Annotated in this window: 21 protein-coding genes; 8 read left to right on the top strand and 13 right to left on the bottom strand. The window is 70.8% G+C overall.

Annotated features, from left to right (window positions below; all coding sequences use genetic code 11):
• Positions 1-47: 47 nt before the first annotated feature.
• The gene (locus tag IU449_RS12605) at positions 48-1,466 is read right to left on the bottom strand and encodes a PhoH family protein (protein WP_195001968.1); all 1,419 of its coding nucleotides are present in this window, start codon (positions 1,464-1,466) and stop codon (positions 48-50) included.
• 315 nt (positions 1,467-1,781) lie between these two features.
• Between IU449_RS12605 and IU449_RS12600 the strand changes: the two genes are divergently transcribed.
• From IU449_RS12600 to IU449_RS12590, 3 genes are all read left to right on the top strand, one after another.
• Positions 1,782-2,072, top strand: coding sequence for a hypothetical protein (locus IU449_RS12600; RefSeq protein ID WP_195001967.1), 291 nt, complete (start codon positions 1,782-1,784; stop codon positions 2,070-2,072).
• Positions 2,073-2,181: 109 nt separating this feature from the next.
• On the top strand, positions 2,182-4,992 hold the full coding sequence (locus IU449_RS12595; protein WP_195001966.1) for a hypothetical protein: 2,811 nt from the start codon (positions 2,182-2,184) through the stop codon (positions 4,990-4,992).
• Complete coding sequence (locus IU449_RS12590) at positions 4,989-5,747, top strand: ESX secretion-associated protein EspG (protein WP_195001965.1); 759 nt, start codon at positions 4,989-4,991, stop codon at positions 5,745-5,747. The genes IU449_RS12595 and IU449_RS12590 overlap by 4 nt, the downstream gene beginning before the upstream one ends.
• Before the next feature lie 53 nt (positions 5,748-5,800).
• Here the strand turns inward: IU449_RS12590 and IU449_RS12585 are convergent, their stop codons facing one another.
• On the bottom strand, positions 5,801-7,204 hold the full coding sequence (locus IU449_RS12585; RefSeq protein ID WP_195001964.1) for a class II fumarate hydratase: 1,404 nt from the start codon (positions 7,202-7,204) through the stop codon (positions 5,801-5,803).
• 163 nt (positions 7,205-7,367) lie between these two features.
• Positions 7,368-8,411, bottom strand: a complete 1,044-nt coding sequence (gene glpX / locus IU449_RS12580; RefSeq protein WP_195001963.1) for a class II fructose-bisphosphatase — start codon at positions 8,409-8,411, stop codon at positions 7,368-7,370.
• Between the two features lie 130 nt (positions 8,412-8,541).
• On the opposite strand from glpX, the gene IU449_RS12575 reads away from it, so the two are divergent.
• A complete protein-coding gene (locus tag IU449_RS12575; RefSeq protein WP_195001962.1) occupies positions 8,542-9,108 on the top strand; it encodes a DUF4245 domain-containing protein in 567 nt (188 codons plus the stop codon).
• A gap of 122 nt (positions 9,109-9,230) precedes the next feature.
• Here the strand turns inward: IU449_RS12575 and IU449_RS12570 are convergent, their stop codons facing one another.
• The 3 genes from IU449_RS12570 to IU449_RS12560 form a co-directional block, all read right to left on the bottom strand.
• Complete coding sequence (locus IU449_RS12570) at positions 9,231-9,467, bottom strand: exodeoxyribonuclease VII small subunit (RefSeq protein ID WP_195001961.1); 237 nt, start codon at positions 9,465-9,467, stop codon at positions 9,231-9,233.
• A 2-nt stretch (positions 9,468-9,469) separates the two neighbouring features.
• Complete coding sequence (gene xseA, locus IU449_RS12565) at positions 9,470-10,822, bottom strand: exodeoxyribonuclease VII large subunit (RefSeq protein ID WP_228803946.1); 1,353 nt, start codon at positions 10,820-10,822, stop codon at positions 9,470-9,472.
• A 73-nt stretch (positions 10,823-10,895) separates the two neighbouring features.
• On the bottom strand, positions 10,896-11,579 hold the full coding sequence (locus tag IU449_RS12560; RefSeq protein WP_195001960.1) for a lipid droplet-associated protein: 684 nt from the start codon (positions 11,577-11,579) through the stop codon (positions 10,896-10,898).
• A gap of 63 nt (positions 11,580-11,642) precedes the next feature.
• Here IU449_RS12560 and IU449_RS12555 point away from each other — a divergent pair, with 63 nt between their 5' ends.
• Positions 11,643-12,653: a 4-hydroxy-3-methylbut-2-enyl diphosphate reductase gene (locus IU449_RS12555; protein ID WP_195001959.1), complete on the top strand. Its 1,011-nt coding sequence runs from the start codon at positions 11,643-11,645 to the stop codon at positions 12,651-12,653.
• A 33-nt stretch (positions 12,654-12,686) separates the two neighbouring features.
• Here IU449_RS12555 and IU449_RS12550 read toward each other — a convergent pair whose 3' ends face one another.
• Positions 12,687-13,649 carry a DUF6542 domain-containing protein gene (locus IU449_RS12550; RefSeq protein WP_195001958.1) on the bottom strand — a complete coding sequence of 321 codons (963 nt, stop codon included), beginning with the start codon at positions 13,647-13,649 and terminating at the stop codon, positions 12,687-12,689.
• 95 nt (positions 13,650-13,744) lie between these two features.
• Between IU449_RS12550 and IU449_RS12545 the strand changes: the two genes are divergently transcribed.
• Together IU449_RS12545 and IU449_RS12540 are read left to right on the top strand one after the other, a co-directional pair.
• Positions 13,745-15,064 (top strand): exonuclease SbcCD subunit D, encoded by a 1,320-nt coding sequence (locus IU449_RS12545; RefSeq protein ID WP_195001957.1) that lies wholly within the window; start codon positions 13,745-13,747, stop codon positions 15,062-15,064.
• Between the two features lie 61 nt (positions 15,065-15,125).
• On the top strand, positions 15,126-18,317 hold the full coding sequence (locus IU449_RS12540) for an AAA family ATPase (RefSeq protein ID WP_195001956.1): 3,192 nt from the start codon (positions 15,126-15,128) through the stop codon (positions 18,315-18,317).
• Positions 18,318-18,595: 278 nt separating this feature from the next.
• Here the strand turns inward: IU449_RS12540 and IU449_RS12535 are convergent, their stop codons facing one another.
• From IU449_RS12535 to IU449_RS12510, 6 genes are all read right to left on the bottom strand, one after another.
• Entirely contained in the window at positions 18,596-19,156 is a 561-nt protein-coding gene (locus IU449_RS12535; RefSeq protein WP_195001955.1) for a methylated-DNA--[protein]-cysteine S-methyltransferase, read from the bottom strand.
• A 25-nt stretch (positions 19,157-19,181) separates the two neighbouring features.
• Complete coding sequence (locus IU449_RS12530; RefSeq protein ID WP_195001954.1) at positions 19,182-20,675, bottom strand: AlkA N-terminal domain-containing protein; 1,494 nt, start codon at positions 20,673-20,675, stop codon at positions 19,182-19,184.
• A gap of 51 nt (positions 20,676-20,726) precedes the next feature.
• Positions 20,727-20,969, bottom strand: coding sequence for a YbdD/YjiX family protein (locus IU449_RS12525; RefSeq protein WP_195001953.1), 243 nt, complete (start codon positions 20,967-20,969; stop codon positions 20,727-20,729).
• Positions 20,970-21,039: 70 nt separating this feature from the next.
• The gene (locus IU449_RS12520) at positions 21,040-23,310 is read right to left on the bottom strand and encodes a carbon starvation CstA family protein (RefSeq protein WP_195001952.1); all 2,271 of its coding nucleotides are present in this window, start codon (positions 23,308-23,310) and stop codon (positions 21,040-21,042) included.
• Positions 23,311-23,380: 70 nt separating this feature from the next.
• Complete coding sequence (locus IU449_RS12515) at positions 23,381-23,809, bottom strand: VOC family protein (RefSeq protein WP_195001951.1); 429 nt, start codon at positions 23,807-23,809, stop codon at positions 23,381-23,383.
• Positions 23,810-23,819: 10 nt separating this feature from the next.
• Entirely contained in the window at positions 23,820-24,659 is an 840-nt protein-coding gene (locus IU449_RS12510; RefSeq protein WP_195001950.1) for a helix-turn-helix domain-containing protein, read from the bottom strand.
• 191 nt (positions 24,660-24,850) lie between these two features.
• On the opposite strand from IU449_RS12510, the gene ychF reads away from it, so the two are divergent.
• On the top strand, positions 24,851-25,930 hold the full coding sequence (gene ychF / locus IU449_RS12505) for a redox-regulated ATPase YchF (RefSeq protein ID WP_195001949.1): 1,080 nt from the start codon (positions 24,851-24,853) through the stop codon (positions 25,928-25,930).
• Positions 25,931-26,013: the final 83 nt, after the last annotated feature.

The raw sequence follows: 26,013 nt of genomic DNA, 5'->3' as shown, positions 1-26,013 counted from the left end.
GGAAGCGGCGCCGCACGGCCCCCGGCCGTGATATCGACGAGTGCGGCTCAGGACGTCGGGCCGTACTCCTCGAGCATCTCGGTGACCAGCGCCGCGATCGGCGAGCGCTCGCTGCGGGTGAGCGTGACGTGCGCGAAAAGCGGGTGCCCCTTCAGCTTCTCGATGACCGCCGCGACGCCGTCGTGCCTGCCGACCCGCAGGTTGTCGCGCTGGGCCACGTCATGGGTGAGCACCACCCGCGACCCCGAACCGAGCCGACTCAGCACCGTGAGCAGCACGTTGCGTTCCAGCGACTGCGCCTCGTCGACGATCACGAACGAGTCGTGCAACGACCGGCCGCGGATATGGGTCAGCGGCAGAACCTCCAGCATGTCCCGGCTGAGCACCTCCTCCATCACCTCCGGCGAGGCCAGGCCGTCGAGGGTGTCGAACACCGCCTGGGCCCACGGGCCCATCTTCTCGCTCTCGCTGCCGGGAAGGTAGCCCAGCTCCTGCCCGCCCACCGCGTACAGCGGCCGGAACACCACCACCTTGCGCTGGGAACGGCGCTCGAGCACCGCTTCCAGGCCCGCGGTCAGCGCCAGCGCCGACTTGCCGGTGCCCGCCTTGCCGCCCAGCGAGACGATGCCGATGCTCTCGTCGAGCAGCAGGTCCAGCGCGATGCGCTGCTCGGCGGAACGTCCGTGCAAACCGAACGCTTCGCGTTCGCGCACCAGTTGCACCCGCTTGTCCGGGGTCACCCGGCCCAAGGCGCTCGAGCTGCTGCCGAGCAGCCGGATGCCGGTGTGGCAGGGCAATTCTCGTGCCTGGTCCAGGTCCAGAACCGATTCGGCGTAGAGCTGATCGATCTGGGTGGAGGCCACGTCGAGTTCCACCATGCCGGTCCATCCGGAGGTCACCACGTCCTGCGCGTGGTAGCCGTCGGCGCGCAGGCCGACCGCGCTCGCCTTGACGCGCAGCGGAATGTCCTTGGACACCAGCACGACCCGGCGACCCTCGGCCGCGAGGTTCAACGCGCAGGCCAGGATCCGGGAGTCGTTGGTCTCGGTGCGGAAGCCGACCGGGAGCACCGAGGGATCGGTGTGGTTCAGTTCCACCTGCAGGGTTCCGCCCTCGACGCCGATCGGCAAGGGCTCGTCGAGCCTGCCGTGCGCCACGCGCAGGTCATCGAGGTTGCGCAGGGCTTCCCGCGCGAACCAGCCCAGTTCGTGATGGTGCCGTTTACCTTCCAGCTCACTGATGACGACCAGCGGCAGGACGACGTCGTGCTCGCCGAACCGGGTGAAGGCCCAGGGGTCGGAGAGCAGGACCGACGTGTCGATGACGAAGGTCTTGGATGCCGTGTGATGCGGTGCGCGGGCTTCCTCGGGCGCGCTCGAACCGGCAGTTCTTGTTTCGAGGTCTTCCCCGATACCGGTGGAATGGGAGGTCGCCGAGGAGGCGGAAACGGAGCGTGCAGCAGTCACGGTGGGCTCCTTTTGCGTTCGCCCGGCACCCGTGCGAACGATCTCGCTGGACCGGTCCGTCCTGATGACCCGACGTCAGTCGTGGTCATGAGGGCCGGGTGCCGGCCCCCTCGAACTGAATAGCTCAGTCAAAGTCAGGACCTCCCGTACGAACCACACCAACGCGATCCGCATCATCGACGCTACAGGGCGTTGCCGGGTCCGCGCTCGATGATCAGCAATGCTCCTAAGTGAAGTTCCGGTTAACTCGCAGCTCACGAAGGCTGTGTGGAAGAACTCGAGGCGTCGTCGCCGGGTGGGCGATAGAGTCGCGGCATGGCCGGTGACGCGGAGTTGAGCAAGTACGAGGAGCTGGACAAGCTCTCGTCCAAGGAGTTGCACGAGCGTGCGGTGAAGACAGCGGTACGCCACGTGGACGTGAAGTACCTGTGGGAGTTGCTGACTCTCATCCCCGCCGCCGAGGCCGCCGCGGGCAATCTCTCCGAGAGCGAACTCGACATCAAGTACGTGCTGCCGCTGCTCGACGACTACCTGCACGCCGGGGAGAGCGAGATCGCCGACCAGTTGCGCCCCTTCTACATCCGCTACCTGGCCGAGCACTCCTAGCAGTTCCCGGGTTCTCCCGGCTGTTCCCCTCGGGCAACGGAATTCGACGGAACCGTGCCCGGGCCGGTCGCGTCTAACCCGATCGACGACATCGATGCGAGGGGGCGCGATGCACACCCACGGAACCGACGGCCGGGTCATCTCCGACACCGAGAACCCGCACAATTTCTCGCACGCGCGGATCGAGCAGGCCGCGAGCCGGATGGCGCCCGGCGACATCACCGCCGCGGTGGACGCATGGACCGAGATTGCCGCCGTCGTGTCCGACGCCGCCGACCGCTTCGAGGCGGCGGTGACCAGAGCGGTCGAACTCGGCTGGGAAGGCGCCGCCGCCGATGCCGCGCAGCCCCGCGTTCGTGAGCTGCTCACCGGCCTCGGCGCGCTCGCCGCCGCACTGGCGGCCCAAACCGGCCCTCTGCAGGCCGCCGCCGACGCGGCCGCCCGATTCCGTGCCGCCATTCCCCCTGCCGTCGAGGCCGCGACCGGATCGGATGCCGCACGCGCTCGCAATGCCGCCGAGGAACAGGCCCGCGACGACATGGCGAATCTGTACCTGCGGCCCTACACCGCGATCGCCCCGACATTGCCGAGCTTTCCCCCGCCTGTCGCGGGGGCGCTCGCCGGTCCCGGTCCAGGGGCGAGCGAAGGGACGGGTGATCCGCGACAGCTGCTCGGCGCCGCCGTGTTCAGCGCGGAGTCGGTCGATGTTCCCACCGACGGGGACCCGGCCGAGGGCGGTGCCGGCTTGCCGGAGCAGGGCACGACGGAGGCAGAAGTCACCGATGGCGCCACGCCGGCTGCCGGGCGGGACGCCCCGGAGCCGGTGGTGGCCGACGGCGCCGGGCCGGCTGCCGGGATGCCGGTCGGTTCTCAGGATGCGGGGCAGAGCGGGTTCGCGGACAGCAGCCTCTTCGGTTACGCCATGGACAGGGATCCCCACATCGGCGGGCAGGTGCAGCACGAGCCCGCGCCGGGCGTGGCGATCGTGCAAGACGCGTCGGTGCACGGGGATGCCATGGCACCGGGTGCCGACACGTCCGATGCGGACGGGGAGAACGGAGACGGTCGGCCGTACGCGGGGCAAGGAAGTGCCGGGCAACCGAGTGCGGGAGACAGCGACGGTGCTGTCGCCGAGAACGTGCCCGGCGACCACTCGGCGGGCGGCAGCCCGGGTGGCGTCGGTGCGCCGGGTGGCAGCCCGACCGGCGGGATCGGGTCTTCCGCTGACGGATCGAGCGGCCTCGGTGCCGTCGATGGCCTGGACGCCGCGTACGACGGCGGTCCAGGCCTCGACAGGCGTGCCGATCATCTGCCGGGCACCATGACGGAGCACGAATCGTCGGCCCTCGGTGCGGGGCAGACGGCAGCGGCCGGCGCCGGCCCGGCCGCGAACGTGCATGCCGCCGAACCTGCGGGGCGGCAGCTCGTCACGCCCACCTCACCTCCGCCCGGCTCCGCCGCACCGGTGTCTTCTGTCCCGGCCTCCCCGCTGCCCACTCCCACCGCTTCTCCGATGACACAGTGGGGCAGCGGCACACCGCAATACAACGCGCCCGCGGTCTCGGCCCCCGCCGCTCCCGGCATCGGCGCATCCACACCGACTCCTCCCGTCCCGGCGTCGCCGACTCCGGCCGCTCCGGCGGTGCCGAGTCCCGCCATACCAGCGGTGCCGAGTCCCGCTGCACCGGCAGTACCGCCTCCGGCTGTACCGGCGATGCCGCCGCCCGTCGCATCGGCGGTGCCCGCACCGGCGGCGTTCCCGCCTGCTGCCTCGGCGCTACCCTCGCTCGCCCCGGCAGCACCCGGGGCGGCAGCGCCCACCTACGCACCGACGCCGCCTCCCGCTCCCTCGACCGGTGACCGGCCGAACGCCGCCGTCGCCACCTCGTCGCCGGACGCTCCGGGACCGCCGGGTGCCGAGGGCCCGGCACCCGGCCCCGGCAGCTCCGTGCCCCGGTCGTCCGCGCAGACCCCGAGCGCGCAGACCCCGAGCGCGTCGACCGCGTCGCCGGTAGCCCCGATTCCCCGGGCAGCCGTCACGGGCTTGCCCGGTTTGGCAGGTGTACTCGCCGCCGCCGCGCGGCTCGGCGCGAAACCCGAGACCGAACACCGCTCGCCGGACTACCTGCGGACCGCGGAGCGCGGACGGGAACTGCTGGGAGAGCGCGAGAAGACGGTGCCGCAGGCCTTGGGCGCCGACGATCCTCCGCCGACAGCGCGTCGCGCGCCGATCCACCCCCGGGTGCGGCACGACGAACGTGAACTGCTCGGCGAGCCGGAGAAGACGGTGCCACCGGCGATCGGCGCAGACGGCCTTCCGGTGGGTCCGGACGACCCGCAGGCTGCTGCCCGCGTGCCGGACCCGTGGTCGGTGCGTCACGGACGGGAGTTGCCGGGGGAGCCGCCGAAGACCGTGCCACCGGCGATCGGCGCCGACGATCGCCCGGCCGGTCTTGCCAGGAGCGAGGTCACCGACACCACGCCCGGTTCGATGGGACACCGGTACTCGCCGCGGTACGGGCAGGAGTTGCTGGGGGAGCCGCCGAAGACGGTGCCGCCGGCGATCGGTGCCGATGATCGCCCGGCTGGTTCAGGGACCGAGGTCACCGGTGCGACCCCTCGCCTACCGGACCAGCGGCCGTTCGTGCGCCGGGGCGCGGAATCGCCGGATGCCACCGACCACACCGGCGACTGTTCGCTCAGCTTGCCCCCGATCGATCGCTCTCACGTCACCGGATTCCGCGACGAGCGGGACGGCGGGGGCCGGACCGGCGACTTCCCGATCCCGGTCCCGCCCGGGCAGGCGGCACCCATCGGCTCACGGCCTGCACCGTCGGCGGAGAATCCCCACGGGGTCGGCCGGGCCACCCCGGCCGCCGACTTCGGCTCCGGCGCGGCGGAGGGCGACGAGAACCGATGACCACGCCGTCGAAGAAGTACCTGTGGACCGCCAGCGGTGAACAATTCGCCGCGGCGTGGTTCGGCACCGGGATCGACCGCATGCCTTTCCCTTTGCGGTTCACCAGTCGTTTCGAGAGCACCCGCGAGTATCGCTCGTATCAGCGGAAGGTGCGCGAGGTGCTGAACCGTCCGGAGAACGAGCCGATCCGGCGAGCGATTCTCACGCTGTCCGAATCGCCCTGGCGCGTCGAGCTGTTCGGTCACGACAACCGGCGGGCCGGTGCCGAGATCCGTGCGGTCGGCGGGGTCACGGGCGGGAAGGACGCGGTGGTGGCGGTGCAGGACGCCGAGACCGGCGCGGTCCGGTTACGGCGTTGCCCGGCGACCCGACTGACGACCGAACTCGTTGCCCTGCTCCCGGACCGAGCACCGGGTACCACCGCCGAACGCGCTTTCCTCCTCGACGATCTCGCCGTCGAACGCCGCGATTCGTTCCGAGCGGACGCGCGCCGGGCGCATGCCGAGGAGTACCACCGCTTCTGGAATCAGCCACACCAGAGCCGAGGCGCGGTCACCGTCCTCCGTGGCCTCGGCGCGCAGTCACCTCGGATCACCGCCGTGCGCTGGATCGACACTCTCGAGGGCCGCTACCTCGAGACCCTCGCCAATCGCGCGCTGATGATCCGCCCGGCGGCCCCTGGCGACATGGTTCGCCACCTCGCCGGGGTGCTGGCCCGCGCCACGTCGGAGAACTTCGAGCGGCCGATGCGATGAGCGCACACCCCTCCCGCGCACGACGGACCGCCGCCCGACACCCGTCGCGGTGCTTACCCGATCTCGTCGATCCTCGTCATCGACAGCACGTCCAGCCGCCGATCCAACTCCGCCTCGCTGAGCTCGTCACCGATCAGTCCGCGGTCGATCACCGTCCGACGGATCGTCTTCTTCTCCTTCAACGCTTCCTTGGCGACGGCCGCCGCCTCTTCGTAGCCGATCGCGGAGTTCAGCGGCGTCACGATCGACGGCGAGGACTCCGCCAGCGTGCGCAGCCGGTCGACATCGGCGACCAGGCCGTGCACGCACTTGTCGGCGAACAACCGGGAGACGTTGGCCAGCAGCCGGATCGACTCGAGCACGTTGCGCGCCATCACCGGGATGTAGACGTTGAGTTCGAACGCGCCGCTCGCACCCGCGAACGCCACGGTCGCGTCGTTGCCGATCACCTGGGCGGCGACCTGGGTCACCGCTTCGGGCAGCACGGGATTGACCTTGCCCGGCATGATCGAGCTGCCGGGCTGCAGATCGGGCAGCTGGAGCTCGGCCAGCCCGGTGAGCGGGCCCGAGCCCATCCAGCGGATGTCGTTGGCGATCTTGGTGAGGCTGACCGCGACGGTGCGCAGCGCGCCGGAGAGCTCGACGAGCCCGTCGCGCGCGGCCTGCGCTTCGAAGTGGTCGGCGGCCTCGCTGAGCGCGTCGATGCCGGTCGAGCGCACCAGTTCGGTGACGACCTTGCTGCCGAATCCGTTGGGCGCGTTGAGCCCGGTGCCGACCGCGGTGCCGCCGATGGGCAGTTCGCCGAGCCGGGGCAGGGTCGCCATCAGTCGTTCGATGCCCGCCGCGATCTGGCGGGTGTAGCCGCCGAACTCCTGGCCGAGGGTGATCGGCACCGCGTCCATCAGATGGGTGCGGCCCGACTTGACGACGGTGCGCCACTGGACCGACTTGTCCAGCAGCGCGAGCCGCAGATGCTCCAGCGCCGGGACCAGTTCGGTGATCACGCCCTCGGTCGCCGCGAGATGAGTGGCGGTGGGGAAGGTGTCGTTGGAGGACTGCGACATGTTCACGTCGTCGTTGGGGTGCACCGCGACGCCGTTGGCGGCGGCGAGGGAGGCGATCACCTCGTTGGCGTTCATGTTCGAGCTGGTGCCCGAACCGGTCTGGAACACGTCGATCGGGAACTGGTCGTCGTGCTTGCCGTCGGCGATCTCGTCCGCCGCGGCGATGATGGCCTCGGCCTTCTCCGGCGCGAGCAGGCCGAGATCCCGGTTCACCTTCGCGCAGGCGGCTTTGAGCAGGCCGAGCGCGCGGATCTGCGCACGCTCGAGACCTCGGCCGCTGATCGGGAAGTTCTCCACGGCCCGCTGGGTCTGCGCACGCCAGAGCGCCTGCGCCGGGACCCGTACCTCGCCCATGGTGTCGTGTTCGATGCGGTACTGCGTCTCCTCGGTCATGATTCCGACAGTAGGCCGCGCGGCGGGTCCGTGGGGACGCCACGCGCGGCGCCGGGACACACCGCCGGAACCGGTCGGGCACAACGGCTCCCCGCGATACACAGCGGCCGCGCCGGAACACTCCGGCGCGGCCGCTGGGCAGAACAGGTGATCGACCCCCTGATCAGGGCATCGGCGGCACCGCGTCCTCGTCGCCGTGGAAGTCGACCGAGGAGTACTCGCGCAGCTTGGTCAGACGGTGGTAGGCGTCGATGATGCGAACGGTGCCGGACTTCGAGCGCATCACGATCGACTGGGTGGACGCGCCGCCGGGGAAGTAGCGCACGCCGCGCAGCAGGTCGCCGTCGGTGACGCCGGTCGCGCAGAAGAAGACGTTGTCGCCGGAGACCAGGTCCTCGGTGCGGAGCACACGGTCGAGGTCGTGGCCGGCGTCGACGGCCTTCTGCCGTTCGTCGTCGTCCTTGGGAGCGAGCATGCCCTGCAGCGCGCCGCCCATGCAGCGCAGCGCGGCCGCGGCGATGATGCCCTCGGGAGTGCCGCCGATGCCGACGAGCAGGTCGGTGCCGGATTCCGGGCGGGCCGCGGCGATCGCGCCCGCCACGTCACCGTCGGAGATCAGCCGGATGCGCGCGCCCGCGTCCCGGACCTGCTGGATCAGCTCGGCGTGCCGGGGCCGGTCGAGGATGCACACGGTCACGTCGGAGACCGATAGATGCTTCGCCTTGGCGACCTTGCGGACGTTCTCGCCGATCGGGGCCGTGATGTCGATCACGTCGGCGGCCTCGGGTCCCACGGCGATCTTGTGCATGTAGAACACCGCCGAGGGGTCGAACATCGCGCCGCGTTCGGCGACCGCGAGCACCGAGATGGAGCCGGGCGAGCCCTTCGACATCAAGGTGGTGCCGTCGATCGGGTCCACCGCGAAGTCCACGTCGGGACCGGTGCCGTCACCCACGGACTCGCCGTTGTACAGCATGGGCGCTTCGTCCTTCTCGCCCTCACCGATCACCACGATGCCGTTCATGGATACCGAGCTCACCAGCTGACGCATCGCGTCGACGGCGGCGCCGTCGCCACCCTCCTTGTCGCCACGGCCGACCCAGCGACCGGCGGCCATTGCGCCCGCCTCCGTGACTCGGACGAGCTCGAGCGCCAGGTTGCGGTCCGGAGCCTCGCGGCGGCGGGATGCGGGCGAAGATGCCGTCATAGCGGGGTGCCTCCTCGGGTTGTGTGTTACCGGACAATTGTCTCATTGCAGGGTGGCCGGTTCGTGCACGCCCGGTGGAGCGACGGGGTGCGCGCTCCCGCGGTGTCCGGCGGCGTGGATACTGGGTGGCGTGTCGTACCAGAAGCCACGCATCCTGCACAACTACAAGGACCTGCTGTTTTCGCTGCTCCCGTTGGTGCTGATCGTCGTGGTCTTCGCGGGTCTGGCAAGCCAATGCAGCTTCGCGGCGCAGGGGCCGACCCCGGGGCAGATTCCGACGTTCGACGCCGCGACCGCGCTGGAGTCCGACGCCCGGACGCTGCCGTTCCCGATTCGCGATCCGGAAGTACCCGATTCGTGGACCCCCAACTCCGGCTCCCGCGACACCATCGTGGGTGCGGGCGGCGGTCAGGTGAGCACGGTCGGCTACATCACCGAGGCGGGCACCTACATGCGGATGACGCAGTCGAACGCCACCGAGCAGGCGCTGTCGAGGTTCGTGCTCGGCTCTCGCTACGCCGGCGGCGTCGAGCAGATCAGCGGCCAGAAGTGGGTCGTCTACGCCGAGCCGACCGAGGAGACCGCCTGGATCGCCGATTTCGGCGACGTCAGGGTGCTCATCACCGGCGCGGGCAACGCCTCCGCGTTCACGACCCTCGCCCAGGCCGTCACCGCGGCCCAGCCGCTCGCGAGCTGACCCGGCCAGCTCGACGCGAACCGCACGTCACCAGCTCGACTCGACCGCGGCGCCGTGCCCGAACAGCAGCTCGGCCGAGCTGTCCGCGAATCCGTGACCGCTGCCGCCCGATCGCGACTCGCTCAGGACTCGTCGGTGCCCGTGCCCGCGAGCGCGTCCTCGACCCGACGCCGTGCCCCGGCCAGGTGTTCCTCGCAACGATCGGCCAGTGCTTCGCCGCGCTCCCACAGCGCCAGCGATTCGTCCAGATCCATGCCGCCCTGCTCGAGCATCTTCACGACGTTCACCAGCTCGTCGCGCGCGCGTTCGTAGCCGAAGCCGGCGATCTCGGCCAGCTCGTCCTTGTCCGAGTCGGCCAAGGTCAGTTCCCTCCTGTGTCGTCGGCCGGACGATTCCGGCCGGTGGTCGCGGTCGAGCCCGATGCCGCCGTGCCCGATACCGCTGTGGTGCCCGGTGCTGTGGTGCCCAGTGCTGTGGTGCCCAGTGCAGCCGCCGTGACCGCACCGTCGGCGACCCGGATGCGCAGCTGGCTGCCCGTGGGCGCGTCCTCGATCGAGCGGACGACGTGCCGTTCGCGGCCTTGGACCCGCTGCACGACAGCGTAACCACGCGCCAATGTGGAGGCCGGACCCACGGCCGTGAGCTTCTCCCGCAGATGACGTGTGGCCGTGGACTCGACCGCGAGCAGATGCTCGACGCAGCGGCGGGCGTCGGCGCGGGCGCGTTCGATCTCGCTCGCGCGCCGGTCGATCTCACGCACCGGGTCGGCGAGCACCGGCCGTGAGCGCAGCTGGGCCAGCGCCCTGGACTCACGCTCGACCCAGCCGCGCAGCGCCGCGGCGGAGCGGGCGCGCAACTCCCGCACCAGCGCGAGCTCGGCGCCCGCGTCGGGAACCACGCGCTTGGCGGCGTCGGTCGGCGTCGCGGCGCGCAGGTCGGCGACGTAGTCCGAGAGCGGGTTGTCGGGCTCGTGCCCGATCGCGCTGACGATCGGGGTGGTCGCGGCGACGATGGCCCGGCACAGCGCCTCGTCGGAGAACGGCAGCAGATCCTCCACACTGCCGCCGCCACGCGCCAGCACGATCACATCCACCCCGGGGTGGCGATCGAGTTCGCTCAGTGCCGAGAGGATCTGCGGCACCGCGGTCGGACCCTGCACCGCGGTGTTGCGGACCTCGAAACGCACCGCGGGCCAGCGCTGCGCGGCCACCGTCAGCACATCGTGTTCGGCGGCCCCGCCCCGGCCGGTGATCAGGCCGATCATCCTGGGCAGGAACGGGATCGGCCGCTTGAGCCGTTCGTCGAACAAGCCCTCGGCGGCCAGCAGCGCCTTGAGCCGTTCGATCCTGGCCAGCAGTTCACCGACGCCGACCTGACGGATCTCCACGACCCGCAACGAGATGCTGCCGCGAGCGGGGAAGAACACCAGCTTGCCGTGCACGACGACGCGACTGCCTTCCCGCAGCGGCGCCGCCGCCCGCCGGATCAGATCCGAGTCGCAGGTGAGCTGCAGGGACATGTCGGCGGAGGGATCGCGCAGGACGAGGAACGCGGTGCGGGCGCCGGGGCGCAGGTTGATCTGGGTGATCTGCCCCTCGACCCAGATGCTGCCGAGCCGGTCGATCCACTGCATCACCTTGACCGACACCGTGCGCACGGGCCACGGGTGCTCGGCGGAGTTGGCGGGCGCGTTCGCCGAACCGTCCTGTGTCATGGCCTCAGGTATACGCGCGACGGCCGACCGGTCAGCTCTCCGGTCGGCCGTCGGCGTGGCGTGCGGGGCGGCCTCACTGGGCCTGGACGGTGGCGATCCGGTTGGTGAGCATGGTCACGAAGGGCGCCCGGGCGAGGGTCCGCTGTTCGTAGTCGAGCAGCGTGGTCAGTTCGTCGAGCGAGAGCATGCGCAGGCGGGCGCGCAACTGCGCCAGCGTCATGTCGGCGTAGTTGTAGCGGCGGGCCACTTCGGGCTCGGTCACCTCGGGCTCGGTCACCTCGGGCTCGGCAGCGGCCGTCTCGGTGGTGAGCTCGGCCTCCACGCCCGTGTCGGCGGGCGCCGTATCGGACGCGGTGGGCGCGGGCTCGGCCCCGAGTTCGGCGAACCCGGTGGCGACCGCGGTCACACCGGAGCCGGTACGCCCGTTGACAGCCGAGGACTCCTCGCCCGCGTGCAGATCGAAGCGACTCGCCCAGCCGGAGAAATCATTGCCGTTGCTTTGCCCGGCATCCAGATCCTCGTCGAAGGTGGCCCATTCGGGCTGCTCCTCCGTGGCGGGCACGAGGCGGTCGAAGACGGCGTCACCCTTGAGGGCGAGGCTGGTCACGAACTGCTGGAGATGCATGCCGGTCTGCAGGATCTGGCTGATCGCCGTGATCGGGAACTTGATCGCGGCACTGGGTAGCCGACGGGTCTCTTCCAGGGCGTAGACGGCGGCGCCGGCTGCGACCCGGGCCAGGAACGGTGGTCGGAACATGCTCCCAGCCTGCCCGATGGGGTGTGATCTGCAAAGACAGAACATCCACGTAAGCTGTGGGACATGTCTTCGGCCATCCCCTTGAACGTCGGTATCGCGCGCTCCGCGGGTACCGGGACGATCGACGCCGAGGGCGCCAAGCGCGTCCTGCTGGCCGAGCCGCGCGGCTACTGCGCCGGCGTGGACCGGGCGGTGGAAACGGTGGAGAAGGCGCTCGACAAGCACGGCGCCCCCCTGTACGTGCGCAAGGAGATCGTGCACAACCGGCACGTGGTGGAGACACTGCGCGAGCGCGGCGTGATCTTCGTCGACGAGACCGACGAGGTGCCCGAAGGTTCGGTGCTGGTGTTCTCCGCGCACGGCGTCTCGCCCGCGGTGCACGAAGCCGCCGCGACCCGCAATCTGCACACCATCGACGCGACCTGTCCGCTGGTCACCAAGGTGCACCAGGAAGCCAAGCGCTTCGCCCGTGACGACTTCGACATCCTGCTCATCGGCCACGAGGGCCACGAGGAGGTCGAGGGCACCGCGGGCGAGGCACCCGACCACGTGCAGCTCGTCGACGGTCCCGACGCGGTGGACCGGGTGCGGGTGCGTGACGAGAACAAGGTCATCTGGCTGTCGCAGACCACGCTCAGCGTCGACGAGACGATGGAGACCGTGCAGCGGCTGCGCGAGCGTTTCCCTTTGTTGCAGGATCCGCCCAGCGACGACATCTGCTACGCCACCCAGAACCGCCAGGTGGCGGTGAAGGCGATGGCACCGGAATGCGATCTGGTGATCGTGGTCGGTTCCCGCAATTCCTCGAACTCGGTGCGCCTGGTCGAGGTCGCGCTCAACGCGGGTGCGCGGGCCGCGTACCTGGTCGACTACGCCCGCGAGGTCGATCCGGCTTGGCTCGACGGCGTGCGCACGGTCGGCATCACCTCGGGTGCCTCGGTCCCGGAGATCCTGGTGCGCGGCGTGCTCGACATGCTCGCCGAGCACGGCTTCGGTGACGTGCAGTCGGTCACCACGGCCAACGAGACCCTGGTGTTCGCCCTGCCGCGGGAATTGCGCGCCGCGCGTAGCTGAAACCCCGCACCGCGGAGCGCCCGGCGTGCTTCGTCAGAGGCTTTCCGGTTTGCGTCGCGGGCGCCCCGCGTCACGATCGCGATAGCGCACATTGGCCTGTGGGTGCGGCGGGGTGGCCCCGCGCGTGCGTCCGCGCGTCGGTTCGGGTTCCGCGCGCGCCGCGGTCGCCCTCGCCGCGGTGCTGCGTGCGGTCGGCCGTCCTTCGCGCGGCGGCCTGCCGCCCACCCGAGGCGGGGTGTCGGCGACCTCCTTCGACGGCCTGCGCCCGAGCTGAGGCGCCTCGTACTTGTCGGTGACCATGTCCTCGACGCTCTGCGACCTGGGCGGCTTGACCTTCCTCCGGCCCGCGGGCTTGCCTCCCGGCTCGTCCTGGGCGCGCAACGGCCGCTTGTCCGTGCCCCTGCTCCGTCCGGCCGGTCGCTCGGCCTGGCCGCGCTTGGCGTCACCGCGTTCGGCGTCCCCGCGTTTGGCGTCACCGTGTTTCGTGCCACCGCGTTTGGCGGCACCGCGCTTCGTGCCCGCACGGCTCGCCGCACCGCGGTCGGCGGTACCGCGCCCGGTCTCCTTGCGGTAGGCGACGGTCCGGTACGCGCCGATGGCCCAGACGAGCACCGTGGCGATCATCATCGTCGGAAACCGGTTCACCAGCGGGATCGCGAGATTGAGCAGGATGTCCTTGAGTCCGCTGCCGCCGCCGCTGAGCTGGCGGTAGGCCAGCGGCACCGCGAAGAACAACAACAGCGGGGGCAGCACCATGGTGGTGAACAGTCCGCGCATCCGCACCGCGAGGGCGGCGGCGACGCAACCGACGACATACAGCGTGGAGAACGTTGCGGTGAGCTCGGTGTTGTCGCCGCTCGCGTCGAGCAGGAAGCCCAGGAGCGTGCAGCCGATCGCGACGAGGACAGCAGACCACGCGGGTACGCCAGGCACCGTCGGCAGGATCGATCGTTGCAGCGCGGGCACCCGGGATCGCACACGTTGGGAAGCAGCCACCCCAAGACACTAACCGGGTGTTATTTGCGGCGTCGATTTGCCGCGCGGGGGGTGTGATCCACACATGTCGGTGCGGGCGCCTACCGTGTCCGCTCATGCGGGTGCTGCACACTTCGGATTGGCATGTGGGCCGGACGTTTCACGGCGTCGACCTCCTGGTCGATCAAGCGCGCGCGCTGTCGGCGATCGCGGAGCTGGTCGCCGAGGAATCGGTGGATGTGGTGGTCGTCCCCGGCGACATCTACGACCGTTCCATTCCCAGCGCCGACGCCATCATGGTCTGCACACGTGGCCTCGAGGCCGTCGCCGCGGCGGGCGCGAAGATTGTCGCGACCTCCGGCAACCACGATTCCCCCGCCCGGCTCGGTGCGGGCGCGAGCTTCGCCGCGGCGGGCGGGTTGTATCTGCGGACCAGAGTGGCCGACGCCGATCAGCCGGTGATCCTGTCCGACGAGCACGGTGACGTCGCGTTCTACGGCATCCCCTATCTCGAGCCGGAGGTGGTGCGCGCGGAGCTGGGGGTGCCGCGCGCTCGTTCGCACGCCGAGGTGGTGGACGTGGTGATGGACCGCATCCGCGCCGACCTGGCGAACCGGCCGGGCACCAGGTCGTTGCTGCTGGCGCACGCCTTCGTCGTCGGTGGCGCGGCGACCGGTTCGGAGCGCTCGATCTCGGTGGGCGGAGTGGAGACCGTCGCGCTGTCGGCCTTCGACGGTGTCGACTATGTGGCGCTCGGACACCTGCACTCCCCGCAGACCCTGTCGGAGTCGGTGCGGTACTCGGGATCCCCGCTGCCGTATTCGTTCGGCGAGTCCTCGCACCGCAAAGCGGTCTGGATCGTGGACCTGGACGCATCCGGGCTCACCGAGGTCCGCCGGCGCGACCTTCCCACGGTGCGCGGGCTGTCCCGGCTGACGGGCACGGTCGAGGAATTGCTGTCCGACCCCACCTACGAGGACGTCGGAGACCACTACGTGTCGGCGACCTTGACCGACCGGGCACGGCCGCTGGACGCCATGCGCAGGCTGCGGACGCGCTTCCCGCACGCGGTGCACGTGGAATGGAATCGCCCCGACGCGGAGGCGGTGCTGCACTATCGCGAGCGGGTCCGCGGCCGCGACGACGGCGAGGTGGCCCGCGGTTTCCTGACCGACGTGCGGGGCGAGCCGTCGGCGTCCGAGGTGCGCTGGATGGAGCGGGCGCTGGCGGCCGCGGTCGGCGAGCCGGAGCAGGCGTCGGTGCTCGCCGATGCCGAGCGCCGCGACGATGGGCCGAACGCGACCGCGTCCGGAGGTGCCCGGCGCGTCGGGGGTGCGCCGGACGGTGCTGTGCCGCGCGACGCCGGGCTCGATGGCATCGGTCGAGCGGGCGCCGGTTCGGACGGAGACGATCTGGAAGGGGAACTGACGGCGTGAAGGGAACCGGGGTGTCCATCGCCTGCGGTGGTGTCGGGATCGTCGTACGCGGGCGTGCCTCGTGAGACTGCACCGGCTGGAGATGACGGCGTTCGGCCCGTTCGCCGCCCCGACGGCGGTCGATTTCGACAGCCTCGGCGCCGACGGCCTGTTCCTGCTGCACGGGCAGACCGGGGCGGGCAAGACCACCGTGCTCGACGCCATCGCCTTCGCCCTCTACGGTCGCGTTCCCGGCGCGCGCGGTGAGAGCAAACGCCTGCACTCCGACCACGCTCCCGCCGACACGCCGCCGCGGGTCGTGCTGGAGGCGACGCTGGGCGGACGACGGCTGCGGCTGACCCGCTCGCCGGAATTCGAGCGCCCCAAACGGCGCGGCACCGGCATGCGCACAGAACAGCCGAAGGCCACGCTGGAATGGCTCGACGGTCGCGGTGAGAACCTTTCGCGCATTCCCGACATCGGAGAGGAGGTCGTGCGCCTGCTCGGCATGAGTGCCGACCAGTTCTTCCAGGTGGTCCTGCTGCCGCAGGGCGATTTCGCGCGTTTCCTGCGCGCCGAGAACGAAGACCGCGAGAAACTGCTGGAAAAGCTGTTCGACACCCACCGATTCGGCCTCGCCGAACAGTGGCTGGCCGAGCGCCGTCGCGCCTCCCGCGCCGCGCTCGGCGAGTCCGAGCAGGGCATCGAACGGCTGATAGCTCAGATCAGGGGCGCGGCAGGCCTGACCGTCACCGAGACCGCGACGGTCGAGGACTCGGTGGACTGGTCGCAGCGACTGCTGTCGCAGGCCCGCGCCGATCTCGCCACGGCGACCGCGGAAGCCGCAGCGCTCGAACAGGAATGCGCCCGGCTGCGCGAACGGGCCGACGAGGTCCGTGCCCTCGACGAGTCGCGCAGGCGGATGACGGCGGCACGCGACCAACTCGCCCGATACGACGCGACCGCCGAGCAGCGTCGGGCCGCGCAGGCCGAACTCGACACCGCCCGCCGCGCGCAGCCGGTCATCGAAGCCATCGACGAAGCGCGCGAGAAGGTGGTGACCGCGCGCACGCTCGAGAAAGCGGCTCATCGATCCGCTGACCGCCTGGCCGCGGCGCTCGCCGTCCCCGAGGCCGCCGACTTGCGGCTCGACCTGCCGGCGACGGTGCTGTCCGAGACCTCCTCGGGACTGTCCTCGGCGGCGTCGCCCGGTGCTCGTGGCGGTGGGAACAGTGGAGGCAGTGATGGATCCGGTGCCGACGGTCGGGGCGGCGAACCGGAGAGTGGATCGGTCCCGGCGGATTCGCCGCGCCTGCGAGAAGACGCCGATCTGGACGCCGCGGTGCGGGCGTGGAGCGCGCAGGCCGGCGCGCTCGACGCCGTGCGCGTCGACGCGACCGCCGCTGCCGAATTGTCCGGGGAACTGGCCGAATTGCGCGCCGAGGACGCGAAGCTGGCCCGCCGCGAGGACGAGCTGACCCACCGCCACCGCGAACTGCCTGCGGCGATCACCGCCGCCGAACACCAGCTGCGGGAAGCGAGCGCGGCCAAGGCCGCGTTGCCCGCGCTGGTCTCGGAATGCGAACGCCTGCACACCGCGGCGAGCGCGGCCGCCGACCTGGCGCGCCGTCGTATCGATCTGGACGCGACCCGCGTCGAGTTCGAGTCCGCCCGTGCCACCCACAACGACGCCCGCGACCTGGTGCTCACCTTGCGAGAACGCAGACTGGCCGGGATGGCCGCCGAGCTCGCCGGTGCGCTCGTCCTCGGCCTGCCGTGCGCGGTCTGCGGTTCGACCGCCCATCCCGCGCCCGCGGAAAGCACCGTGGACGCGGTGTCGGTGGATGCCGAGGAAGCGGCGGCCGAAGCCGAACGCGTGGCCGAACAGCGGCGCGATCTGATCGGTGTCCGCGTCGCGGAGCTGGAGCGGGAGATCGAAGGTCTGCTGGCCCGGGGCGGCGACGCCGATCCCGTCGAGCTGGCGGCGAACCTGCGCTCGGCGATCGGACGTCACGAGGACACCGCCGACACCGCGAGCACCTTCGACGCGGCGGACGCGACGCTCACCCGCTTGCGCGAGGAGCAGTCCAGCGTGCAGGACGGGTTGCGCGCCGCGCAGGTGCGCCGCGGCGAGATCGGCGCCCGCATCCGCGCTGCCGAGAGTCGTCTGGCCGAGGCCGATGCGCGCCTGCGCGAGGCCGCGGGCGCGGACAGCAGCTTCCAGGATCGCCGCGCGCGTCTGGACGCCCTCGTCGACGCCGCCGCCGAGCTCGCCCGGGCGCGGTCGGCGGTCGTCAGCGCGTGTGAACAGGTCGCCCTCGTCGCCGAGCGCGTCCAGAACCGCGCCGCCGCGGCCGGTTTCGCACCGGAGTCGCCGCTGCCCGACGATGCCGATGCCGTCGCTCGGCTGAGCGCCTACGCCCAGGTGGTCAAAGCGGCCGCGCGGACCCCGCAGCGCCAGAGCGAGATCGAGTCCGAACTCGTGACCGCCGACCGTCTGCGCGCCTCCGCCGAGGCCGTTCTGGCCGAACCCGAGATCCGAGCGGCCGCCGAAGCCGAACCGGGTGACCTGGCGGCGGTGCAGCGAGCGGTCGAGGAAGCTCGGCAACGCGCGAACGCGGCGATCGCCGCCCGCGCCGAAGCGAGCCGCCGTGTGCACTCGCTCGAGGAACTGGGCGCCCAGCTGTGGAGCGAGGCCGAGCGCCTGGTTCCGCGCAGACGCGCCCACGACGAACTCGATCGCCTCGCCGACGTCGTCGCCGGTCGCGGCGAGAACAACCGCAGCATGTCCCTGCGCTCCTATGTGCTCGCCGCCCGGCTGGAAGAGGTCGCGATCTCCGGATCGGTCCGCCTGCGCCGGATGTCGGGCGGGCGCTACGAATTCGTCCACACCGACAAGGCGGGCCCGCGCGGCAGGCGCGGCGGCCTCGGCCTCGACATCCGCGACGACTACACCGGCGCCATCCGCCCGGCCAAGACCCTCTCCGGCGGTGAGACCTTCATGGCTTCCCTCGCGCTGGCGCTCGGCCTGGCCGACACCGTCGCCGCCGAAGCCGGCGGAGTCGTGCTCGACACCCTGTTCATCGACGAAGGGTTCGGCAGCCTCGACTCCGACACCCTGGACGCCGTCATGGGGGTCCTCGACGAACTCCGGGCGGGCGGCCGGGTCGTCGGCATCGTCAGCCACGTCGACGAGATGCGCCAGCGCATCCCCAGCCGCCTGCACGTCGTCCGAGGTCGCGACGGGTCGACCCTGCACGCTACGGTCGCCTGAGACAGCCCGCCTGCCGGCCTGTTTCGCCGCCGCGGAACTTCGTCGTCCGAGGCAACTCATCGCCGAGCGTGCCGCGGAGGCGGGGGCGAAAGGGGCGACGAACCGAGGGACGGACGGCGGTTGCGTGCGCCCGCGGCCGTAGCCGGGCCGGTAGTTCGACGAGCCAGACGTACCGGTCCGGGGTGATCCGCGTTCGGAAAGCGCGCGGGAGCATGAACCATCGCCCGCCCGCGCACGTCGGGTGACGGGAGTGCTTCGAACCGTTCGAGCCGTAGGCGCTACCCCACCGAAACGGGGGCTGGAATGCCGCCGTGCGCACGCGCACGAAGTGTCGGCTCGCTCTCGTGGTCGAGCAACCACCGCTTGGCCGCCAGCCCCCAGCGGAATCCGCCCAGCGCTCCGCCGACGCGCAGCACTCGATGGCACGGCACGAACAACGCGGCGGCATTGCGCGCGCAGGCGTTGGCAGCGGCGCGGGTCGCCGACGGCCGTCCGGCCAGGGCGGCGAAGGCGGTGTAGGTGACGGGCTCGCCCGCGGGAACCTTGCGCAGGATCTCCCAGGCATGGGTGAGGAATTCCCCGGAATACTGACGCACCGGCACCGTGTCGATCACGGTGGTGTCGCCGTCGTGGTAGGCGACTACCGCCCGGGTGACCGCGCCGAGCGAGTCGCGCTCCCGGAGCTCGTCCGGACGCAAGGACGGGTGGATCAGCAGGCGCAGATCGTCGGCGTCGGCGGTCCAGCCGGAGGCCAGGACCGCGCCGTCGGTGTCGGTGAGGGCGGTGAACGGGCCGATCGGGGTCGCGGTTGTCGCGAAGTCGGCAACGGAGAGGGACATGGGACTCGCTTTCCAGGGATGGTGGTCAGCCGGCGCGGCGGTGATCGTCGCCGGAGTCGGCCGGGCGGGCGAGAGCACGCGCGGCCAGCGCGGTTTTCCACAGGTGCATGGACAGGTAGGAACGCCAGGGCGACCAGCGGGCCGTGTCGCCGAGATCGACGCCGAGCAGCTCGGCGCCGCGCCGGGCCACCAGGTCGCTGCTCAGCAGGGTGTCCGGGTGGGCGAGCAGACGCATGGTGACGTAGTCGGCTGTCCACGGGCCGACGCCGTCCAGCGCCAGCAGATCCGCGCGTAATTCCGATGCGGGGCGGCCCGGGTGCAGAGCCAGGTCACCGGCGGCGACGGCCGCCGCCGCTCGCACGATCGCCTCGATGCGCCGCGCCGGGCCGGTCAGCACCCGCGCACCGTGTTCGGCGATGGCCCCGGCGGTCGGGAACAGGCGCGGCACCGGGCCGGTCACGCTCTCACCGAGTTCGCGCACCAGCCGTCCGGTGTGTGTGGCGGCGGCGGAGACCGAGATCTGCTGACCGATCATGGTGCGCAGCAGCAGTTCCGCCGGGTCGGCGCAACCGGGCACCCGGATGCCCGGGCTGAACGCGTTCCCGAGCAGTTCGTCGCCGAGCACCTCGTCGATACCGACCGGGTCGGCGTCCAGATCGAGCAGATGCCGGACCCGTGCCACCGTCGGCGCCAGATCACGCATGTCGCGCAGCGCGATCTCGGCCTGCACATGCCCGGGCCGGATCCGCAGCGCCACGGTGGCGTGCCCGTGCGGGGTGCGCAGATTGCGCGTGTAGACCCCGCCCGACCACTGCTCCACGCCCGGCGCCGCGTGCGCGCCGAGGAACCATTCCAGCCAGGTGCGGTCGAGCGGTTCCCGGTAGGGCAGGCGCAGCGTGAGCACGCCGTCGGCGGCGAGAGCGGGGGAGCCGGCGCGGCGGCGGGCTTCGGACCGCATGACCGTCGGGCTGACGGCGAAGACCTCGCGCACGGTGTCGTTGAACTGGCGGATGCTGGTGAATCCGGCCGCGAACGCCACGTCCGACATCGGCATCTCGGTGGTCTGCACGAGCAGGCGCGCGGTGTGCGCGCGATGTGCCCTGGCCAGTGCGAGCGGTCCCGCGCCGAGTTCGGTGGTGAGCACCCGCGTCAGTTGCCGCTGGGAGTAGCCGAGTGCCGCGGCCAGCGCGGGCACGCCGCCGCGTTCGATCACACCGTCGCCGATCAGCCGCATGGCTCTGGCGGCGAGATCGGCCCGGGTGTTCCACAGCGGCGACCCGGGCACCGCGTCCGGCAGGCATCGGCGGCACGCGCGGTAACCGGCCTGCTGCGCCGCCGCCGCGGTCGGCAGGAACGACACGTTCACCCGTTTCGGGGTGATGGCCGGACATGAAGGGCGACAATAGATTCCGGTCGTCCGGACGGCGGTGAAGAACTGACCGTCGAATCGGGAGTCGCGGGTCGAGACCGCCCGATAGCATCGCTCGAAATCCAGTGCCGTGATCGTCACGCCCTCCACGATGTCAGCCGCGCGACCCCCGTGCTAGCGGAAAAAGGACATCGTCACGGATCAGCAGCAGCGGCCCGCCGGGTGATTATCGGCGTAGGCGTGCCGCTCCCGCCAGTACTCGCGTTCGGTCGGCACCGGTCGGTCCGGGTGACGGCGGCGCAGGTGCGCGACATAACGCTGGTAGTCCTGGCCGCCGACCACCGAATCCAGCCACCACAGCGCCGCCCGGACCGCCGCGCGCGCCCGCCGGGCCGGACCGGGGCGCGCACACCGGGATGCCGCGCCGGCTCGCTCGGCACTCATGGCCGCTCCCGCCGGGCCCGCCTCCGAAGCCGCGCGGCGGCGAGCCCGGCATCGACGTGCAGACCGGTCCTCACGCGCCCGACTTCACGGTGACCGTGTGGGCCGCGCCGGGCGCCCGGATCGCGCCGGAGGCGATCAACTCGTCCCATTGCTTCTGCACTTCCCGTTCCGCCGGGGTGGCGACGAACCCGCTCGGCGCGAAGATCTTCGACGGTTCCTCCGGCGACTCGGTGGTGCTGGTGTCCCCGGACCGCCAGGCGCGCACGCACACCAGCACCCCGACGACCGCCACGATCAGCACCAGTACCGCGAACAGGATCGACAGTGTGCCCTGGATGAAGGTGTTGCGCACCACGATGTCGACCTCTTCGGGCGTCTTCGCCGTCAGACACAGCTTGCCCGCCTCCTGCGCCTGTTGGCACAGACTGTGCTGCTTCCAGTAGCCGAGCTTGGGGTCCGCGGAGAAGATCTTCTGCCAGGACGCCGTCATCGTCACCACCAGATCCCAGGCCAACGGGAGGCCGGGAATCCAGGCCCACTTGCCCAGCCCCTTCTTCACCAGAATGGTGGTCACCACCGTCAGCGCCACCGCGGCCAGCAGCTGGTTGGCGATGCCGAACAGCGGATACAGCGCGTTGATACCGCCCAGCGGATCGCTGACGCCCATCAGCAGGATCGACCCCCACGCCGCGACCACCACCAGCGAGCACACCCACGCGCCGACCCGCCAGGACGGATCCTTGAGCCTGCGCAGCGGCCCGCCGAAATTGCCGAGCGCGTCGGAGACCATGAACCGCGCGACGCGGGTGCCCGCGTCGATGGTGGTGAGGATGAACAACGCCTCGAACATGATCGCGAAGTGGTACCAGAACGACTTCATGCTCTCGCCGCCGAGGAACTTGTGGAACACCTCGGAGATGCCGACGGCCAGGGTGGGCGCGCCGCCGGTGCGGGAGATGATCGTGGTCTCGCCGACGTCCTCGGCCGCCTTCGCGAAGGTGTCCGCGGTGGCGGGCGCGCCTGCCAGGCCGAGCGAATTGGTGTAGGCCGCGGCCTTGTCCGGTGTGCCGCCGGTGAGCGACAGCGGCGCGTTCATGCCGAAGTAGAGGTGCTGGTCGATGATGCAGGCGGTGATGATCGCCATGACCGCGACGAACGACTCCATCAGCATGCCGCCGTAGCCGATCATCCTCGCGTGCGATTCCTTCTCCAGCAGTTTCGGCGTGGTGCCGGAGGAGATCAGCGCATGGAAGCCCGACAGCGCGCCGCAGGCGATGGTGATGAACAGGAACGGGAACAGGCTGCCCGCGAAGGCCGGGCCGCTCCCGGTGGCGGCGAAGTCCGAGATCGCCGGCGCCGTCAGCACCGGCATGGTGATCAGGATGCCCACGGCCAGCAGGCCGATGGTGCCGATCTTCATGAAGGTCGACAGATAGTCGCGCGGGGCCAGCAGCAACCACACCGGCAGCACCGAGGCCAGGAAGCCGTAGCCGATGAGGGCCCAGGCGATGGTGGTCCGCGAGAGGGTGAACCAGTCCGCGCCCCATTCGGTTTCCGACACCCAGCCGCCGCCGACGATGGCCAGCAGCAACAGCACGATGCCGATCGCCGAGACTTCCCCGACCCGCCCCGGCCGCATGAACCGCAGATACACGCCCATGAACAGGGCGATGGGGATGGTCATCGCGATGGAGAAAACACCCCACGGGCTCTCCCCGAGCGCGTTGACCACCACCAGCGCCAGCACCGCCAGCAGGATCATCATGATCACGAGAATCGCGACGATGGCCGCCACGCCGCCGACCGCGCCCAGTTCGTCGCGGGCCATCTGCCCGAGGCTGCGCCCGCGCCGCTTGGTCGAGGCCCACAGCACCAGGTAGTCCTGCACCGCGCCGGCCAGGCACACGCCGACCACGATCCAGATCGTGCCGGGCAGATAGCCCATCTGCGCCGCCAGCACGGGCCCGACCAGCGGACCGGCGCCCGCGATGGCGGCGAAGTGGTGGCCGTAGAGGACCCGGCGGTCCATCGGCATGAAATCCTTGCCGTTCTCCAGGATTTCGGCCGGGGTGGCCAGATCGTCGCGCGGCTTGGTGATCTTCCATTCGATGAATCGCGCGTAGAAGCGATAGGCGATGACGTAGGTGCAGACCGCGGCGATGACGATCCAGACCGCGTTCACGTTCTCGCCGCGCGCGACGGCCAGGATCGCCCAGGCGAGCGCGCCGAGTATCGCGATCGCGGCGAAGACCCCCTTCTTGACCGGGGTCATCGGCGATCTGTCGACCACCCCGACCGGCGGTAGACCGGGGTCGGTCCGAAGATATTCGATTGTCGCCATCCGCTACTCCTGTGACGCGAGGCACCGAGAACAGCTCACAAGGTAACGGATGGCGATCCAGCCGCTGCCCCTATTCGCCCCGGTAGGTGCCGAAACTCCACAGGTTGCCCTCGGGGTCGCGGGCTGTGAATCCCCGGGAACCGTAGTCCTCGTCGCGGAGTTCGCGCACCACCTCCGCCCCGGCCGCGGTGGCGCGGGCGAACAGGCCGTCGGGGTCCTCGCACACCAGGTAGATCGAGTCGTTTCCGGGCGTGCGCTGCCCGAACGGGGTGTCGTCCTTGCCCGCCGAGCCGAACATGATGCCGCCGCCGAGCGGCCAGCGCAGTTCGCCGTGCTCGACGACCGTCTCGTCGTTCTCCCGGGTGTAGACGGCGCGTTTCTCGAAGCCGAAGGCCTCGGTCAGGAACGCGATCATCGCGTGCGCGTCCCGGAAGCTCAGGCACGGCCAGACGGCGGTGCCGGTCTGTGTCTCTGCTGGGGTGATTGTCGAATCGGTCATGACTCCAGCCTCACTCCGAGGCGTCGGCCTCGTCTTGGACGGATGGAATCTCCTCCTCGGTGAGCCAGGTGGTGGGGCTGCACCCCGCCAGCTCCGCGAAGTCCCGGTTCAGATGCGCCTGGTCGTAGTACCCGCAGCTCGCGGCCACCTGCGCGAGCGTCACGAACGACGGCGTCCCGACGATCATCCGTCGCGCCCGCTCGAATCGGGTGATCCGCGCGGCGAGCTTGGGTCCGAGCCCGAACTCCGTGGTGAACCGCCTGGTCAGATGCTGCCTGCTCCAGCCGATCCGATCGGCCAGCCCAGACACGCTCACCTGCCCGCCACTGCCGGTCACCGTCCGCCACGCCCAGGTCAACTCGGGTGTCACCAGCCGCTGCGGGTTCGCCAGCCGTGTCAGTACCTCGTCGCACACCGCGAATCGAGCAGGCCACGACGCGGGCCCCTGCAACCGCTCCCACAGCTCGTCCGCGACCGGCCCGGCGATCTGCGCGCACTCCAGCGTCGTGTTCCACAGCGCCCCCGCGGGCAACCCGAACAACGCTCGGCAGCCCAGCGGCGTCAGCGCGATCCCGACCCCTTCCTGATGGCCGGTGTGCGCGATCGCGGCCGCGCTCGCCTGCAGCCCGCTGAGGACGCAGCGGTAGTCGGCCGGACTCTGGGTGCGGTCGGTCTGGGCGACGACGTCGATGGTCGGCCCGATGGCGACGATGAAGGTCTGATGGCGCGACGGCAGTCCCCGGTGCAGGCCGGGCGCGTATCCGGTCATCCGATAGCCGATGTAGTGGTCGACGAACCCGGCCAGTACGGAAGCGGGCCGCGCCGTCACCGTTTCGGAGGTCGGCTCCATGCGTTCACGCTACGCCGTCGGCGCGGCATCGGTCCCGTCCACCGAGCGCCGTTTCGCGCCTGGAAATCCTTCGCCGGGCGGCGGGCGGCGTGAGTGCGGGGCCGTCGTGCCGTAGCCCCGTCCCGGCGGGCGTTGCCTCCGGCGACGGCGGCGGCCGGACCGCCGCGCGCACCGCGTAGACTCCACTCCTCGTGAGTCTCACCCTCGGAATCGTCGGCCTGCCCAACGTCGGAAAGTCGACGCTGTTCAACGCGCTGACCAAGAACGACGTGCTGGCCGCGAACTACCCGTTCGCGACCATCGAACCCAACGTCGGCGTCGTCCCGCTGCCCGATCCGAGGCTCGACCAGCTCGCCGAGATCTTCGGCTCCGAGCGCACTGTTCCGGCTGTCGTCTCCTTCGTCGACATCGCGGGCATCGTCAAGGGCGCTTCCGAAGGCGCGGGCCTGGGCAACAAGTTCCTCGCCAACATCCGCGAAGCCGACGCCATCTGCCAGGTCGTGCGCGTCTTCTCCGACGACGACGTCATCCACGTCGACGGCCGCGTCGACCCCCTCGCCGACATCGAGGTCATCGAGACCGAGCTCATCCTCGCCGACCTGCAGACCCTGGAGAAGGCGGTCGTCCGCCTCGACAAGGAAGCCAAGGTCAAGAAGGACCGCAAACCGGTCGCCGACGCCGCCAAGGCCGCCCAGGAAATCCTGAACGCGGGCCGCACCCTCTTCGCCGCCCAGAAGGAAATCGACACCGAGCTGCTACGGGAACTGTCCCTGCTCACCGTCAAGCCCTTCCTCTACGTCTTCAACGCCGACGAGTCCGTCCTCACCGACGAGGCCCGCAAGGCCGAGCTGAAGGCCGCCGTGGCCCCCGCCGACGCCGTCTTCCTAGACGCCAAGGTCGAAGCCGAACTTCTCGAACTCGACGACGAGTCCGCCGCCGAACTGCTCGAATCCATCGGCCAGACCGAGCCCGGCCTGCACGCCCTGGCCCGCGCCGGCTTCCACACCCTCGGCCTGCAGACCTACCTCACCGCCGGTCCGAAGGAAGCGCGCGCGTGGACCATCCACCAGGGTGACACCGCGCCCAAGGCCGCCGGCGTCATCCACACCGACTTCGAGCGCGGGTTCATCAAGGCCGAGGTCGTGGCGTTCGACGACCTGGTCGCGGCTGGCTCGATGGCTGCCGCCAAGGCCGCGGGCAAGGTGCGCATGGAGGGCAAGGACTACATCATGACCGATGGCGACGTGGTCGAGTTCCGCTTCAACGTCTGAGAGCGCGGTCTGCCCGCCATCACTGATGGCGCACGTCGTGAGGTAGCTGCCGGTGGAGCGTGTGGGTGAGGTGGTCATGACGA

Origin of the sequence: Nocardia higoensis (assembly GCF_015477835.1) — a bacterium.
In the GTDB taxonomy this organism is placed as follows: domain Bacteria; phylum Actinomycetota; class Actinomycetes; order Mycobacteriales; family Mycobacteriaceae; genus Nocardia; species Nocardia higoensis_A.
Note: the sequence above shows the minus strand (reverse complement) of the source record. Positions and strands in the feature narration are given on the sequence as shown.